At 70.7% G+C, this 14,911-nt stretch carries 14 protein-coding genes and 1 tRNA gene; 7 read left to right on the top strand and 8 right to left on the bottom strand.

The window, feature by feature from the left end:
• Positions 1-255: 255 nt before the first annotated feature.
• The 5 genes from CEK65_RS12305 to CEK65_RS12285 all read right to left on the bottom strand — a co-directional run bounded on the left by CEK65_RS12305 (position 256) and on the right by CEK65_RS12285 (position 4,875).
• Entirely contained in the window at positions 256-1,254 is a 999-nt protein-coding gene (locus tag CEK65_RS12305; RefSeq protein ID WP_043092294.1) for an HlyD family secretion protein, read from the bottom strand.
• A gap of 8 nt (positions 1,255-1,262) precedes the next feature.
• Positions 1,263-1,469: a DUF1656 domain-containing protein gene (locus CEK65_RS12300; RefSeq protein WP_017909051.1), complete on the bottom strand. Its 207-nt coding sequence runs from the start codon at positions 1,467-1,469 to the stop codon at positions 1,263-1,265.
• Complete coding sequence (locus CEK65_RS12295) at positions 1,453-3,624, bottom strand: FUSC family protein (RefSeq protein ID WP_152181916.1); 2,172 nt, start codon at positions 3,622-3,624, stop codon at positions 1,453-1,455. The genes CEK65_RS12300 and CEK65_RS12295 overlap by 17 nt, the downstream gene beginning before the upstream one ends.
• The gene (locus tag CEK65_RS12290) at positions 3,621-4,118 is read right to left on the bottom strand and encodes a MarR family transcriptional regulator (protein ID WP_017909053.1); all 498 of its coding nucleotides are present in this window, start codon (positions 4,116-4,118) and stop codon (positions 3,621-3,623) included. The genes CEK65_RS12295 and CEK65_RS12290 overlap by 4 nt, the downstream gene beginning before the upstream one ends.
• A 280-nt stretch (positions 4,119-4,398) precedes the next feature.
• Positions 4,399-4,875 (bottom strand): LEA type 2 family protein, encoded by a 477-nt coding sequence (locus CEK65_RS12285; RefSeq protein ID WP_152181915.1) that lies wholly within the window; start codon positions 4,873-4,875, stop codon positions 4,399-4,401.
• 681 nt (positions 4,876-5,556) lie between these two features.
• On the opposite strand from CEK65_RS12285, the gene CEK65_RS12280 reads away from it, so the two are divergent.
• From CEK65_RS12280 to CEK65_RS12270, 3 genes are all read left to right on the top strand, one after another.
• Positions 5,557-5,632, top strand: a tRNA-Phe gene (locus tag CEK65_RS12280).
• Between the two features lie 368 nt (positions 5,633-6,000).
• Positions 6,001-6,246: a hypothetical protein gene (locus tag CEK65_RS12275; protein WP_152181914.1), complete on the top strand. Its 246-nt coding sequence runs from the start codon at positions 6,001-6,003 to the stop codon at positions 6,244-6,246.
• 95 nt (positions 6,247-6,341) lie between these two features.
• The gene (locus CEK65_RS12270) at positions 6,342-6,887 is read left to right on the top strand and encodes a lipocalin family protein (protein ID WP_152181913.1); all 546 of its coding nucleotides are present in this window, start codon (positions 6,342-6,344) and stop codon (positions 6,885-6,887) included.
• Between the two features lie 266 nt (positions 6,888-7,153).
• Here the strand turns inward: CEK65_RS12270 and CEK65_RS12265 are convergent, their stop codons facing one another.
• Genes CEK65_RS12265 through queG form a run of 3 tightly spaced genes read right to left on the bottom strand, consistent with a single transcriptional unit; the run spans position 7,154 to position 10,042 of the window.
• The gene (locus tag CEK65_RS12265; protein ID WP_152181912.1) at positions 7,154-7,540 is read right to left on the bottom strand and encodes a hypothetical protein; all 387 of its coding nucleotides are present in this window, start codon (positions 7,538-7,540) and stop codon (positions 7,154-7,156) included.
• A gap of 28 nt (positions 7,541-7,568) precedes the next feature.
• A complete protein-coding gene (gene xseA / locus CEK65_RS12260) occupies positions 7,569-8,909 on the bottom strand; it encodes an exodeoxyribonuclease VII large subunit (protein WP_152181911.1) in 1,341 nt (446 codons plus the stop codon).
• A 26-nt stretch (positions 8,910-8,935) separates the two neighbouring features.
• Positions 8,936-10,042 carry a tRNA epoxyqueuosine(34) reductase QueG gene (gene queG / locus CEK65_RS12255; RefSeq protein ID WP_152181910.1) on the bottom strand — a complete coding sequence of 369 codons (1,107 nt, stop codon included), beginning with the start codon at positions 10,040-10,042 and terminating at the stop codon, positions 8,936-8,938.
• A 23-nt stretch (positions 10,043-10,065) separates the two neighbouring features.
• Between queG and CEK65_RS12250 the strand changes: the two genes are divergently transcribed.
• From CEK65_RS12250 to mutL, 4 genes are all read left to right on the top strand, one after another.
• Positions 10,066-11,553 carry an NAD(P)H-hydrate dehydratase gene (locus tag CEK65_RS12250; protein WP_152181909.1) on the top strand — a complete coding sequence of 496 codons (1,488 nt, stop codon included), beginning with the start codon at positions 10,066-10,068 and terminating at the stop codon, positions 11,551-11,553.
• The gene (tsaE, locus tag CEK65_RS12245) at positions 11,550-12,032 is read left to right on the top strand and encodes a tRNA (adenosine(37)-N6)-threonylcarbamoyltransferase complex ATPase subunit type 1 TsaE (protein ID WP_152181908.1); all 483 of its coding nucleotides are present in this window, start codon (positions 11,550-11,552) and stop codon (positions 12,030-12,032) included. Before CEK65_RS12250 ends, tsaE begins: the two co-directional genes overlap by 4 nt.
• An 80-nt stretch (positions 12,033-12,112) precedes the next feature.
• On the top strand, positions 12,113-13,693 hold the full coding sequence (locus CEK65_RS12240; protein WP_152181907.1) for an N-acetylmuramoyl-L-alanine amidase: 1,581 nt from the start codon (positions 12,113-12,115) through the stop codon (positions 13,691-13,693).
• A 134-nt stretch (positions 13,694-13,827) separates the two neighbouring features.
• On the top strand, positions 13,828-14,911 hold a 1,084-nt coding region (gene mutL / locus CEK65_RS12235; RefSeq protein ID WP_152181906.1), incomplete at its 3' end, for a DNA mismatch repair endonuclease MutL.

Here is a 14,911-nt window from a genome sequence, read left to right as displayed (position 1 = left end):
CGCCGTGCTGGTTTGCTGCGGTAGGCGTCTGCTGCCGCTACGAGCGCGCCACTGGCAACCCGTTGTTGCCGCGGCTCGGCGGGATCTGTCCTTGCAACGTGTGGGCGCGGCTTCAGCCGCGACGCGGTGTAGCGGGAATGCGCGTCGCGGCTGAAGCCGCTCCTGCAAATGACGTTTCGTCGTTGTTGGAGCTGCCCCGAAAACCGCTCCTACACCTGAGCCTCCCTGATCGCTGGAGGCCCCATAGGCGCGGCATCAGTTTTCCCGCGGATGCACGCTGACCGTGGCGGTCATGCCCGCAGCGAGCAGGGTGCCCTGCGGCACGCTGGCCGGATCGATGCGGATGCGCACCGGCACGCGCTGCGCCAGGCGGATCCAGTTGAAGGTGGGGCTGACGTTGGCCAGCAGCGAGGTGCCGGTCGGATTGTCGCTGTCGGAAATACCGCGGGCGATGCCCTCGACCTGGCCGTGCAGCATCAGGCCGCCGCTCATCAGGCGGATGTCGGCGCGGTCGCCGACGTGGACCCGCGGCAGCTTGGTTTCCTCGAAATAGCCGTAGACCCACATCGCATCGTCGCGCACCAGCGCCAGGCGCGCACTGCCGGCCTGGGCGTAGTCGCCGACGCGCACTTCCAGATTGGTGATGTAGCCGTCGGCGGTGGCGCGGACCTGGGTGCGCTGCAGATCCAGCTCGGCCAGGTCGAGCGCGGCCTGCGCCTGTTCCACCGATGCCACCGCCTGCGCCTGTGCCGCGGTGGCCTGGCCGCGCAGCGCCGCGCTGCGGTGCACGTCGGCCTGCGCCGAACGCGCGGTGGCTTCGGCGTCCGAGCGCGCTTCGGCGGAGATCACAGCGGCGGCACGCGCGCGCCGTTCGGCCTGGGCGCGGCGCATCTGGAATTCCGCTTCGCTGGCTGCCTGGGTGGCGGCCGCCGCGGACAGGCTGGCGCCGGCCGCACGCGCCTGCGCCTGCGCGACCGCAAGGTTGGCGCGGGCCTTTTCCAGGGCCAGCTCGTAGCGCTTGCGGTCCACGCTGAACAGCAGGTCGCCGCGCTTGACGTGCTGGTTGTCGCGCACGGCGACCGCATCGACCAGGCCGGACACGTCCGGCGCGATCCGCACCACTTCCGCGCGCACGCGGCCGTCGCGGGTCCAGGGCGAGAGCATGTAATGGCGCCACAGCGCATGCGCCAGCAGGGCGGCGACCAGCACCACGATGGCGGTCAGGGCGAAACGGATCAGGGCAGGGGTCTTCATGGCGGGACTCACGGAAGAAGGAGCAGGCCGAGCGCGGCGAAGGCACCGACGTAGACGGCCAGACGGAACAGGGAGGGATGCCAGGCGTAGCGGTACAGGCCGGCGCGGCCGGCGACCGCGTCCAGCGCCCAGGCCACCAGCAGCAGGGCCAGGCCCAACACCAGCAGGCCGGGCACGTACACCCCGGCGATCGAGAGTTCAGCGGGCAGCAGCATCGTCGGCTCCTGGGGTGGCGGTGGTCGGCGCAGGCGTATCGGCCAGCGCGGCGAGAACGGAATCGGCGTCGAGCAGCGCGCCGCGCAGCAACAACAAGTGCTCGCGGGTGGGTTTCCAGCGCAGCGGTACCGCGCCTTCCACCTGGCTGGCGGCCAGCGCTGCCTCCACCCGCTGCAAGGCGTGTCGGTGCCGTTGCGGGCTGGGGTCGAGATACAGGTCGGCCAGCGCCTGCACGGCGGCCTCCACCGCGGTGGCCAGGGCCGGCGGCAGCGTGCCTTCGGCCGCATCGCGGCGCAGTTCGACCAGGGTGCGCCCGGTTTCGTGCACCGACAGCGCCCAGCCGAGCAGGTCGCGCAGTTCGTCGCTGCCCGGCGGGGTGTGCGCGACGATCTGCTGGAACAGGTCGCGGTTGACGCTCTCCAGTTGCAGCGCCAGCCCCGGCAGCGGCGCACGCGCGGCCAGCGTGGTCTGCCGCCGCAGCCGCTCCAGCAGGCGCCGGCGCTGCCAGCGGGTGCCGATCACCGGCGGCACGAATACGAACGTCGCGCTCACCGCCAGCGTCCCCAGCAGCAGCGGCACCACGCTGTTGAAGGTGGCCGCGGCGTTGAAGCTCGGCGTCGGCTGGACCGCCAGGATCGAAACGAAGGCCAGGTTGGCGCCGGTGGCGAAGCCGTACAGCGCCGGTTTCGAGGCCAGGTACAGGGTCACCAGCAGGAACGGCAGGGTGCCGGCGACGAACAGCACATAGCCGTCCATCTGCGGCAGCACCAGCAACTGGCAGATCACGCCCAGCACGATGCCGAACACGAACCCCTTGAACAGCGAGCGCGCGGCAGCGGGCGCGTTGGCGCTGGACGACAGGATCGCGCTCAGCGCCACTGCCTGGAACACCGCGGTGGCGCCGCTGATCCAGCCGGCCTGGATCCACAGCCAGCACATCGTCGCCACCAGCAACGCGCTGCGCAGCGCGGTCAGTGCGGCCGCGGCGTAGTCGTTGCCGCGCACGAACACCGCGGTGTCGCCGCGGTCCTGCGGCGTGCGCCACTGCTGCGGCGCGACCAGGGTCGCCTCGGTGGCCACGTAGTCGTGCAGGTCGGCGAAGAACCGCCGCAGCAGCGACACGCCGGTGTCGAATCCCTCGTGCCGTGCCGCCGGCAGGGCCGCACGCGCTTCGGCCGCACGCGTCGCCAGCGCATCGCGGCACGCCGCCAGCTTGCGCGCGGTCGCGGCTGCGCCCTCGCGTCCGCCGCGGTCGCTGAGCGCGGCCTTCAGCGGCCGATACAGGCCGATCAGCGCCTCGGCCACCTCCGCATCGCCGCTGCGCAGCAGCCGGTTGATGTAGTGGTGCAGCGCCTGGAAGCTGGTCGACACCGCCATGAAGCGCTGGTTGAGCAGGCGCAGGCGGCCGCTGCGCACCCGTGCCTCCGGATCCTCGAACACCACCGAACTGCGCAGGTCCTCGATGGTCACCGCGTCGCGCACGAAGCGCAGGTGCGCCTGCTCCATCGCCTCGCGCGGCAACTGGCCGCCGGTGGCGTCGCGGACGAAGTCCAGAAATCCGTCGGACGCACGGCGCACGGTATCACGCAGGGTCTGGCGCAGCCGGCTGGGAAACACCACGTCGCTGACGATGCCGGTCACCAGCAGGCCCAGCACCACCTCGGTCACCCGCGCCACCACCAGGTTGAACACGTTCTGCGGCTGGTTCACCGCCGGCAGCGCGATCAGCGCCACCGTGTAGCCGGACAGCACGAAAGCATAGGCCTTGAAGTTGCGGTAGAGCAGCGCGCCGCCGGTGCAGGCGCCGATCCACAGCGACAGCGCCAGCACGAACAGCACCGGCTCCTGCGGGAACAGCGCCACCATCGTCAGCGCCGCGACGCTGCCGATCAGCGTGCCCAGCACCCGGTAGAAGCCCTTGGCGAAGACCATGCCGGTCTGCCGGTGCATCACCACCACCACGGTGATCATCGCGGTCATCGGCGAGGCCAGGTCCAGACGCAGGGCGATCCAGCCGGCCAGATAGATCGACAGCAGCGTGCGCAGCACGAACAGCCAGGCCTCGCCTTCGCCGCGCAGGGCGTCGGCCAGCAGGGTGCGCAGGCCTGGCGCTGCCTCGGCAGCGGCGGCGGCGTTGGGGTGTTGTGCGCTCATGCGGCGTCCTCGACCCCGCGCAGCAGGGTCTTCAGCAGCGCCTGCAACTGCGCCAGCGCCGCCGGATCCAGATGCTGCACATACGTGTCGAGCTGGGCGGAGAGGTCGGGGATCAGCGCCTCGATCAGGCGCTCGCCGGCCTCGGTCAGCCGCAGCAGCAGCATGCGCCGGTCCTCGGCACTGGGCATACGCTGGATCAGGCCCTTGTCGACCAACTGACTGGTCAGACGGGTGATGTTGGCCGACTTCTCGCCCGCCGCGTCGCTCAGCTGGGACGGGTTCAAGGTTCCGTCGGGGCTGGCGTCGATCATCATCAGCACGTTGTATTCGGCGTAGCTCAGGCCATAGGGCCGCAACACCTCGTTGCTCTGGTCGAGGCTGAGCTTGTGCAGGAGCTTGATCAACCGCAGGACCAGCGCGGCTTGCCGCGGGAAGTGCGGATGCTTGCGGGCGGTCACGTCCAGGCGCTGCTCGGTGGCGGCGAAGCGGCTCATGCGCGGTTCGATGATTTGTACATGTATAAATAATACATTTATGTATTAATTTTGCGGTAACGCCGGCTGAACGCGGCCCGCTGGAGGAGGTGTGTCTCAGGAAAAACGCGCGGACAGGCCTGCGCCGAGGCGCAGTGCGTTAGCGTGCCGCGCGGCAGGTCGAGGCAGCGCCTGTGTCCGGTGAAGCGCAGGTCGACGCGCAGGCGCGTTCCGCGCCCCGGAAGCCGGGACGTCGCGTTAGAGCCAGGGGGACAGGTGGCGCCTCAGCGCCACCGCCGGGTCAACGCAGCACGCCGTCCAGGCCGGGCGCGGGCGAGAGCATGTTGCGGGTGTCGATCTCGAAGCTGCGCGGCTTCTTGTCTTCCGGCGTCGCGGCGATGCTGCCCTTCAGGGTGTACTCCAGGCTGCGGCGGCCGGCCAGGGCATCGGCGACGGCCATGCGCGCGCTCGAGCTGGGCTTCAGCGCGACGCTCACCACGTCCGCCGTCTCCGGGCCGATCGAAATGCCGGGTGCGGCCTGCAGGCTGCCGGCCGCTTCGCCGCCCACGCCCAGATCCAGGCGCAGGTTGTCGTAGCGCATCGGAATGCTGCTGTAGTTCTGCAGGCGCAGGTCCACCTTCCAGCTGCCGTCCATGTTGACCGTCAGTTGCTGCACGCTGGCGGCCGGGTCCGACACGCGCCGCACGATGCCGTCGCTGCAGGCGCCGAGCAACGCGGTGCACAACACGAGCAAGCCGAGGCGGAGCGGGTGACGCATGGGCGGAATCCACGGAAAGGAAGACCGGCGAAGACTACACCACACCCCTGTCTGCCGTGGTGGCGCAGCGATGGCGAGCATCCCCCGGACTGCGCGGGCTGCGGAAAGCTGGCGGCATGCCGGCGGTCGCGCGCGACGTGGCGTGACGCAAGGCGGACAGCGGACACGCTCTACTGGCGCCTTCGCTTGGTGTCGAGCGCTTCCGCCACTGGAATGGCAGGCCCGCCCAACGTAGATGCGCGATGGCGTCGTCCGCGTCGTGCCATCTGCCGGCAGCCCTCATCCGGCATGCGGCCGGCCTGTGGGCCGGCCATTACCCCGTTCGGTTATGCCGTCCACCTCCGTTGCTGCTCCTCCGATCGCCCTTGGCGCAGCAACCCACCAGATCCTCCAGGCTGACCCGCACGTGCCTGCGGACGTTCAGGTACGGCGGAATGACCGCGGCTGGCCGGGCGTCCGGTCGGTGTCCTCGGCGATCCGGCCGGCGGCCATCACCAAGGCGTCCCTGCCGTGCGCCGGCCGGATGCCGAGGACGTGTCCAGCATCGCGCCCCCTCGGATCGGACGCAGTCGGCGCAGGCCGCGGCGGTCGGTAGGAAAATTCTGCAACATTGCGCTTGCCCAATCCCGATCACCTCGCTATGATGCGCGTCCTCGCACCGGTCCTGCCGCGTTGCGCAGTGGCCGAGTAGCTCAGTTGGTAGAGCAGGGGATTGAAAATCCCCGTGTCGGCGGTTCGATTCCGTCCTCGGCCACCATTCTTTCAGGGCTTGCAGCAATGCAAGCCCTTTTCTTTTGCCGCGAGGGTTTGCGGCATCTGCATGCCTTGGCGGTGTGTTGTGCTGCCTTGCTCGCCGTCGTCGAAGGTGGCGTACCGCGTCGTCATTCGGCGTCCGGGCCGATCTCCCGCGCTGTGCAGATTTCCGCATGCGCGAGGCCTGTTGCGACTGTCCTCTGCCCTGATCGGGTGTGAAGAAGGCGTGTCAACGTTCGTAGACAACTGCACCCAGTTCACGGTTTTTCGGGATCTTCCGCTCAATCAACGGCGCTGACTGTCGTAATCATAGGCACGGGCAATCGGGGGAACCTGCCAATGACCAGCGGATTCGGACGGAGATGTGGCAGCGTGGCCCTGCTGTTGGCCATGGCCGGCAACGCCGTGGCAGCCCCTTCCGACCGGACCGAGCATGCGGGCGAGCAGGGCGGTCCCGGTGCCGATGCGCCCTACATCGAGCAGGTCGGTTCCGAGTGCGTGATGGTCAATACCTACCTGCAGCGGCGCGACGGGGTGGTCGAGCGCGTGGTGCTGCGCGAGCCGGTGCAGTGCGCCAGCCATCCGGACCAGCACTCCATGGCCGATCTGAGCAACTGACCGCCGCGCCATGACGGCCGGCGCCTTGCGCCGCGCTTTACATCGCTGCGCCGCTCCTGCATAAGCTGCTGCTTCCCGTCCATCGGAACCTGCGCATGCGCCTTTCGCCGATCGCGCTGCTGTTGCTGGCGTGCCTGTTGTGCCTCGCACTGCCGCTGCGCGCCGCGCAGCCGGTGAGCTCGGTCGCCGCGTTCGATCTCGGCCGTTATGCCGGGCAGTGGCACGAGATCGCGCATCTGCCGGTCTCCTTCCAGAAGAAATGCGTCGGCGACGTCACCGCGGCCTATGTGCTGCGCGACGACGGTCAGGTCGGCGTGCGCAACGCCTGCCGCACCGCCAGCGGCGACATGCTGGCGGCCGACGGCGTGGCCCGGCGGGTCGAGGGCCATCCCGGGCGGCTGCAGGTGCGCTTCGCGCCGGATTGGCTGGCCTGGCTGCCGATGGTGTGGGCCGACTACTGGGTGATCGCGCTCGACCCGGATTATCAATGGGCGCTGATCGGCGAACCTGGGCGCAAGTACCTGTGGGTGCTGTCGCGCTCGCCGCGCATGCAGCGCAGCGTGTTCGAGGGCATCAAGGCCGAGGCGGTGGCGATGGGGTACGACCTCGACCCGCTGCTGGTAGTCGCGCCGCTGGACTGAGTGGGCGCTGCCGGCGCGTCGTTGCGGGCGGATCGGTGCCACATGGGCGACAGGCGCTGAAGACCGGGCCATCGCTTGGACTTTGCCGCGCGCTGTACGACGCTTTGGGCAGCGACTTGCAGTTCGCTGTGGCCGGCTGCTTCCGCCGGCGGTGGCCGTTGCCCTGGAAGATGCGCATTGGCGCCGGCTGTCTGGCAGCGCATCGTGCATGTCGGGGTGGCGCGTCGCGGGCCACCCTGTGGGACGGACGCTGCAATCGCTTGGCGTCAGCCGGGAAATGCCGTCAGCGCCGCGGTCAGCAGGTCTGCGCTGTCGCCGTCGCGCAGCGCCTGCAGGGCGTTGCGGCCATCGGCCAGGCGCACCTCCCGCAGCCATTGCGACAGCGTCGCCAGATCGCTGCCGCAGCCGTTCCAGGCCACGCAGATGGTGTCGCCGACATTGTGCAGGTCGGCGTGGTTCAGATGCTCCAGGGTGCCGTCATGCGCCAGCCAGGCGAGTGCGCGTTGCGCATCCTCCGGTGCGCCATAGGCGGCGCCGTCGATCAGCGACAGCAGGTCGCTGCTGTCGGCGCGCCGCTCGGCCCGGCGCCGTTCGGCGCGACGCATGCCCTGCAGGATCGCCTTGATCCTTCCTTCGTGAATGCTGTCGGTCATGGGCGGCGAGGCGATGCGGGTGGACGGGTCACTCTGCGCGCTCGGCACGCAGTTGCAGTTCACCGTCGGCCAGGCGTGCGCGCAGCCGATCGCCGGGGGCGACCTGAGCGGCTGAGCGCACCACGCTGCCGTCGTCGACGCGGGTCAGGATGCTGTAGCCGCGCGCCACGGTCGCCAGCGGGCTGACCGTCTCCAGTGCACGCGCCAGTGCGCGCAGGCGCTGCGCATCGGTCTGCAGTTGCCGCGCCATCGCCGCCTGCGGACGTCGGCCCAGCGCCAGCAGGCGCACCCGCAGCATCGCCAGCCGCCGTTGCGGTTGCGCGGCGCGCAGCACCGCGGCGGCATGGCGCAACTGGGCATGCCGGCGTTCCTGCTGTTGCCGCCACACCGCCGCCAGCCGCCGTCCGATCTCGTGCTGGCGGCGCTGCAGCAACTGCAGGCGCACCTGCGGGCTCTGCGCCTGCAGGCGCAGCAGGGCGCGGTCGGCGCGTTGCTGCGCTTGCCGCAGCCGGTGCTGCTGCCAGCGCAGCAACGCGGCATGCTGGGAGCGCAGGCGCGCGCTGAGATCGCGCTGGTCGGGCACCAGCAATTCGGCGGCGACCGACGGGGTGGGCGCGCGCAGGTCGGCGGCGAAATCGGCCAGGGTCACGTCGGTCTCGTGGCCGACGGCCGACACCACCGGGGTGACTGCCGCGGCGATGGTGCGTGCCAGGTGTTCGTCGTTGAACGCCCACAGGTCCTCCAGCGAGCCGCCGCCGCGGGTCAGCAGGATCGCGTCGTAGCGGCCGCTGGCGTCGGCCTGGCGCAGCAAGGCGGCAATCTGCGCCGCGGCGCTGTCGCCCTGGACCAGGCTCGGCAGGATGTCCACCTGCAGCAGCGGCATGCGCCGGCCGAGCACGCTCAGCACATCGCGCACGGCGGCGCCGCTGGGCGAGGTGATGACCGCCAGGCGCCGCACGAAGCCGGGCAGGGCGCGCTTGCGCTCGCTGGCGAACAGGCCTTCGGCGGCGAGCCGGGCCTTGAGCTCCTCGAACGCCCGGCGCAACGCGCCTTCGCCGGCTTCCTCCAGATGGTCCAGCACCAACTGGTAATCGCCGCGCGCTTCGTACAGGGTCAGGCGCCCGCGCGCCAGCACCCGCAGGCCTTCGCGCGGCACGAATCGCAGCCATTGGCTCTTGGGCTTGAACATCGCGCAGCGCACCTGCGCGCGCGCATCCTTCAGGGTGAAGTAGAGGTGGCCGGACGAGGGGCGGGTGACGTTGCCCAGTTCGCCTTCCACCCAGGCCAGCGGGAAGGCGCTCTCCAGCAGGTCGCGGGCCAGCGTGTTGAGCTGGCTGGGGCTGAGGATCTGGTCGGCGCGATCGGACATGCGGGCAGTGCAGGGCGTACGGGCGCCTATCCTCGCACGTCGGCAGCTGCGTCCGGCTGCGTCGACGTGGCTGCATGCCGGGCCAGCGCCCATTGCACGTGCTCGCGCACCAGCGGCGAGGGATGCTGCGAGCGCGCGCCTAGCGCGGCCAGTACCTGTGGCGTGGTCGGCGCGTTGCCCAGCGCCACTGCCAGATTGCGCAGCCAGCGCTCGTGACCGCTGCGGCGGATCGCGCTGCCTTCGGTGCGGCGCAGGAACTCGTCTTCCTCCCAGGCGAACAACTGCGCCAGCGTGGCCTTGTCCAGATCGTTGCGCGCGCGGAAGTCCGGCTCGTCGCTGCGCTTGGCGAACTTGTTCCAGGGGCAGATCAGCTGGCAGTCGTCGCAGCCGAAGATGCGGTTGCCGATCGCCGCGCGCAGTTCCTCGGGAATCGCGCCGTCGTGTTCGATGGTGAGGTAGGCGATGCAGCGGCGCGCATCGAGTCGGTACGGCGCGACGATCGCCTTGGTCGGGCAGACGTCGATGCAGCGCGTGCAGGTGCCGCAGTGGGCGCTGGCCGGCGGGTCGATCGGCAGCGGCAGATCGACGTAGATCTCGCCGAGGAAGAACCAGGAGCCGCCGTTGCGGTCGATCAGGCAGGTGTGCTTGCCGATCCAGCCCAGGCCGGCGTCGCGCGCCAGGGCGCGTTCGAGCACCGGCGCCGAATCGACGAACACGCGGTGGCCGAAAGGGCCGATCTCGTCCTGGATGCGTTCGGCCAGCTTCTGCAGGCGGTTGCGCATCAGCTTGTGGTAATCGCGGCCCAGCGCGTAGCGCGCGACGTAGGCGCGCTCGCCGTCGCGCAGCGTGTCCCAGGCCGAGTCGTCGTCGTTGCGGCCATAGTCCAGGCCCACCGAGATCACCCGCAATGTGCCGGGAATGAGTTCGGCCGGGCGGGAACGCTTGTCGCCATGCTGGGCCATCCAGTGCATCGTCCCGTACAGGCCCTGTTCCAGCCAGTCGCGCAGATGCGCCTCGTCCTGCTGCAGTTCGATGCCGGCGATACCGCAGCGCTGGAAGCCGAACGTCCGTGCCAGCGCGCGGATGCGCGCGGCGGCGGCGTGGGGATCGGCGATGTCGAGACGGGCGGACATCGCGCAAGTATAGAATCCCGTGCATGTACGACTGCTTCGATCTCCATGCCACCGCGGACGCGCGCCGCATCGATGCGCAGGCCACCGCGCTGCTGGGCGGCGACGGCTACACGCTGATGCAGCGCGCCGGCCAGGCCGCGTGGCAGGCGCTGCTGCAGCGCTGGCCGCAGGCGCAGCGCATCCTGGTGGCCTGTGGCAGCGGCAACAACGGTGGCGATGGCTACGTGCTGGCGCGGCTGGCGCATCGCGCCGGACGCCAGGTGCGCGTGCTGCAGTTGCCCGGGCGCGGTCCGCAATCGCCGCTGGCGCAGCGCGCCTGCACCGACTACATCGGCGTCGGCGGTCGCATCGAGGAGTTCGACGCGGCACTGGCGCCGGCCGACGTAGTTGTGGATGCGCTGCTGGGCATCGGCCTCAATCGCGCGCCGGATGCCGAACTGGCGGCACTGCTCGGCGCACTGGGCGGGCTTGGCGCGCCGGTACTGGCGCTGGACGTGCCCAGTGGCGTGGACGCCGAGTCCGGCAGCGTGCCCGGCGCGGTGCTGCCGGCGACGCTGACCTTGCAGTTCATCGTGGCCCACGCTGGCTTGCATACCGGTGCGGCCTTGAACCATGTCGGCGAGCGCGCGCTGGCGACGCTGGAGGTGCCGCTCGCCGCGTTTGCCGATTGTGCGCCTCGCGCGCAGGCCTGGACCGTCGGCGCCTTGCGCCGCCATCTGGCGCCGCGCCGGCAGGACAGCCACAAGGGCGATTCCGGGCATGTGCTGTGCGTCGGCGGCAACCTCGGCAGCGGCGGAGCGGTGATGCTCAGTGCCGAATCGGCCCTGCGCAGCGGGGCCGGCCTGGTCAGCGTGGCGACCCGCAGCGCGCACGTGGCGCCGCTGCTGGCGCGCTGCCCGGAAGCGATGGCGCATGCGGTCGACGAGGCGTCGGCACTGGCGCCGTTGCTGCGCAAGGCCAGTGTGGTCGCGCTCGGGCCCGGGCTTGGCCAGGACGATTGGGCGCAGGCGCTGTGGCAGACGGTCCTGGCCGATTCGGACCGCGCGCTGATCCTGGACGCCGATGCATTGAACCTGCTTGCGCAGGCGCCGCGGCCCGTCCCGCAGGCGGTACTGACGCCGCATCCGGGCGAGGCCGGGCGCCTGCTCGGCATTTCAACGGCCGAGGTGCAGCGCGATCGCTTCGCCGCCGCTGCGGCCTTGGCCGAACGCTATCAGGCGACGATTGTGCTGAAGGGGGCCGGCAGCCTGGTCGACGCGCCCGGGCAGACGCCGCGGGTGATCGCCGCCGGCAATCCGGGCATGGCGGTCGGCGGCATGGGCGATCTGTTGACCGGGGTGATCGCGGCGCTGCGCGCGCAAGGGTTGCCGGCGTTCGAGGCGGCCAGCGTCGGCGCGCTGCTGCATGCCGGCGCCGGCGATCGCGCGGCCGCCGACGGCCAGCGCGGCCTGCTGCCCACCGATCTGTTGCCGGCGCTGCGGCGCCTGTCCAATCCGGAATCCGAACCATGAGCCTCAGCTTGTTCCTGCCCGACAGCGAGGCCACCGAGCGCCTCGGCCGCGCGCTGGCCGCGACCCGCCCGGCGCAGGCCGCGGTGCATCTGCACGGGGATCTGGGCGCCGGTAAATCGACTCTGGCGCGGGCGCTGCTGCGCGCGCTCGGGGTGCAGGGCGCGATCCGCAGCCCCACCTACACCCTGGTGGAGCGCTACCTGCTGGCCGATGGCGAGGCCTGGCACCTGGATCTGTACCGCATCGGCGCGGCGGGCGAGCTGGATTTCCTCGGGCTGGACGAGGGCGGGGCCACGCTGTGGCTGGTGGAATGGCCCGAGCGCGGCGGCGACGTGCTGGCGCCCGCCGATCTGGACGTGCGCCTGGCCGTGCACGGCGACGGGCGTCGTGTCGCCCTGCAGGCGCGTACCGAGGTGGGGGCCGCCTGGCTGGCGCAGCTGGCCCAGCAGGCCGACTTGCAGGGACTTTTTGCCGGCTGACGCTAGAAAGTGAAGGCAGGTTATGGATTATTAAGGGAAAACCGCTTGCCTTTGACTCCCGGCGATGTTTGAATCGCGTTATGCGCCCGGGGACCCGTTTTTTCGCCAGTTTCGCCGCTGCCGCAGGCTGGTGCCTGGCGGCGCAGACGGCGTTTGCCGGACAGGTGCAGTCGGTCTCGCTCGACAACGGCGCCACCGGCACCCGCGCCGAGATCCGTCTGCAGGGCAGTGGCGGCTTCAGCACGCTGTCGCTGGCCAATCCGAATCGCCTGGTCGTCGATCTTCCCGATTCCTCCGCCGCCAAGGGCCTGAAGTTGCCGGCCGGCGGCGGCGTGGTCAGCGCAGTGCGCACCGGCCATCCGGTGCCGGGCACCTTGCGCATCGTGTTCGACCTGAGCAGTTCGGTGGTGGCGTTCAAGCCGCAGATGCAGACCATCGGCGGCAGTTCGGTGCTGGTGATCGAGTGGCCGGGCGAGGCCCCGGCGGGCAAGGTGGTCGCCGCCGACGCGCCGGCAGCCGTGGCCCCGATGCCGCAGGCCACGCCTGTTGCAGCGCCCAAGCCGGTAGTGGATGCGCGCGCCGAAGCCGCACGCGCGACCGCGGCGCTGACCTCGTCGGTGGTGCAGCGTGCCAGCCAGCCAACGCCGACCCCGGTGCCGCCGCCCGCCGCGCCCACGCCAGCCCCGACCGTCGTTGCCTCTGCGCCGAGCGTTGCTGCCGCGGTGGCCGGCCGTCCTGTGCCCGGCGTTGTGCCGACGCCGGCGCCTGCGACAGTCGCGCCGCCGGCGAACGCGCCGTCCGAGCGTGACGACGCGGACGACGATGCGGCGGTGGCTGCTGCCGCCGAAGCACGGCCGGTGATGCCCAGCGCGGCCTCGCGGGTGAAGATGGCGCCCGGCATGCGTCCGCTGATCGTGGCCATCGATCCCGGCCATGGCGGCCAGGATCCCGGCGCCAGCGGTCCGACCGGCAAGCATGAGAAGGACGTGACCCTGGCGATCGGCCGCGAACTGGCGCGCCAGATCAACGCCACGCCGGGCATGAAGGCCTACATGACCCGCACTACCGACGTGTTCATTCCCTTGCCGATGCGCGCGCAGAAGGCGCGCGCGGCCAAGGCCGACATCTTCATCTCGATCCACGCCGACGCGGCCGAGAACCGCAGCGCGACCGGTTCCTCGGTGTACGTGCTGTCGACCAAGGGCGCGTCCTCGCAGCGCGCGCGCTGGCTGGCCGACAAGGAAAACGCCGCCGACCTGATCGGTGGCGTGCGCCTGCAGAAGACCGACAGCACCCTGGCCAACGTCTTGCTGGACCTGGCCCAGAGCGGCCACATGAAGTCCTCCGAAGATGCGGCCGAGCAAGTGCTGGGCGGACTCAAGCGGATCGGCAACAACCACAAGCCCGAGATCGAGCGCGCGAACTTCGCGGTGCTGCGCACCTCGGACATGCCGGCGATGCTGGTCGAGACCGCCTTCATCTCCAATCCGGACGAAGAACGCCGGCTGACCGATCCGGCCTACCAGCGCCGCATCGCCGGTGCCGTGCTCGATGGCGTCAGCACCTTCTTCACCCGGCAGCCGCCGCCGGGCACGCTGTTCGCCGCGCGCGCGCAGGCCGAGGCGGAAGCGGCCAGCACGGTGGCCGGCGGCAGCCGCTGAGGCGCTATCATTAACGGCTGATCCTCGATGACGGCGTCCGCGCCGCGAGCCGTGCCGATGTCCTTTGCCTGCTGTGGTTTTCGTCCTGTCGCCACGACCGGCGCGCGTCTGTGCGCGCATGGAGCGAGGACGGCATGAGCATCCGTCAGCTGCCCGAGATCCTGATCAACCAGATCGCTGCCGGCGAAGTGGTCGAGCGTCCGGCCTCTGTCGTCAAGGAACTGGTGGAGAACGCGCTGGACGCCGGTGCGCACCGCGTCGACATCGATCTGGAAGAAGGCGGCGTGCGCCTGATCCGCATCCGCGACGACGGTGGCGGCATCGCGCCCGAGGAACTGCCGCTGGCCATCTCGCGGCACGCGACCAGCAAGATCGCCTCGCTGGACGACCTGGAATCGGTGGGCACGCTCGGATTCCGTGGCGAAGCGTTGCCGTCGATCGCCTCGGTCAGCCGCTTCACCCTGGCTTCGCGCCGTGCCGGCGACGAACACGGTGCGGCCCTGCAGGTCGAAGGTGGCAAGGTCGGCGAGGTGCAGCCGCGCGCATTGCCGCCGGGCACCCTGGTCGAGGTCCGCGAGCTGTTCTACAACGTGCCGGCGCGGCGCAAATTCCTGCGTGCCGAGCGCACCGAACTGGGCCACATCGAGGAGTGGCTGCGTTCGCTGGCGCTGGCGCGCCCCGACGTGGAGCTGCGCGTCTCGCACAACGGCAAGCCGTCGCGGCGCTACAAGCCGGGCGATCTGTACTCGGACGCGCGCCTGGGCGAGACCCTCGGCGAAGACTTCGCAAGGCAGGCGCTGCGCGTGGACCACAGCGGTGCCGGCCTGCGCCTGCATGGCTGGATCGCGCAGCCGCATTACTCGCGCGCCAGCGCCGACCAGCAATACCTCTACGTCAATGGCCGCTCGGTGCGCGATCGCAGCGTCGCCCACGCGGTGAAGATGGCCTACGGCGACGTGCTGTTCCATGGGCGGCAGCCGGCCTATGTGCTGTTCCTGGAACTGGAACCGGCGCGGGTGGACGTCAACGTGCATCCGGCCAAGCACGAGGTGCGTTTCCGCGATGCGCGGCTGATCCATGATTTCGTCTACCGCACGCTGCAGGATGCGCTGGCGCAGACCCGTGCCGGCAGCCTGCCGGGCACGCTCGGTGCCGAAGCGACGGCCGCGGTGCCTGCCGCGGGCGCTGCGGCCTGGGCGCCCGCGGGCCTGCCGAGCG

Source organism: Xanthomonas sp. LMG 12459 (genome assembly GCF_009192905.1).
GTDB lineage: Bacteria > Pseudomonadota > Gammaproteobacteria > Xanthomonadales > Xanthomonadaceae > Xanthomonas_A > Xanthomonas_A sontii.
Note: the sequence above shows the minus strand (reverse complement) of the source record. Positions and strands in the feature narration are given on the sequence as shown.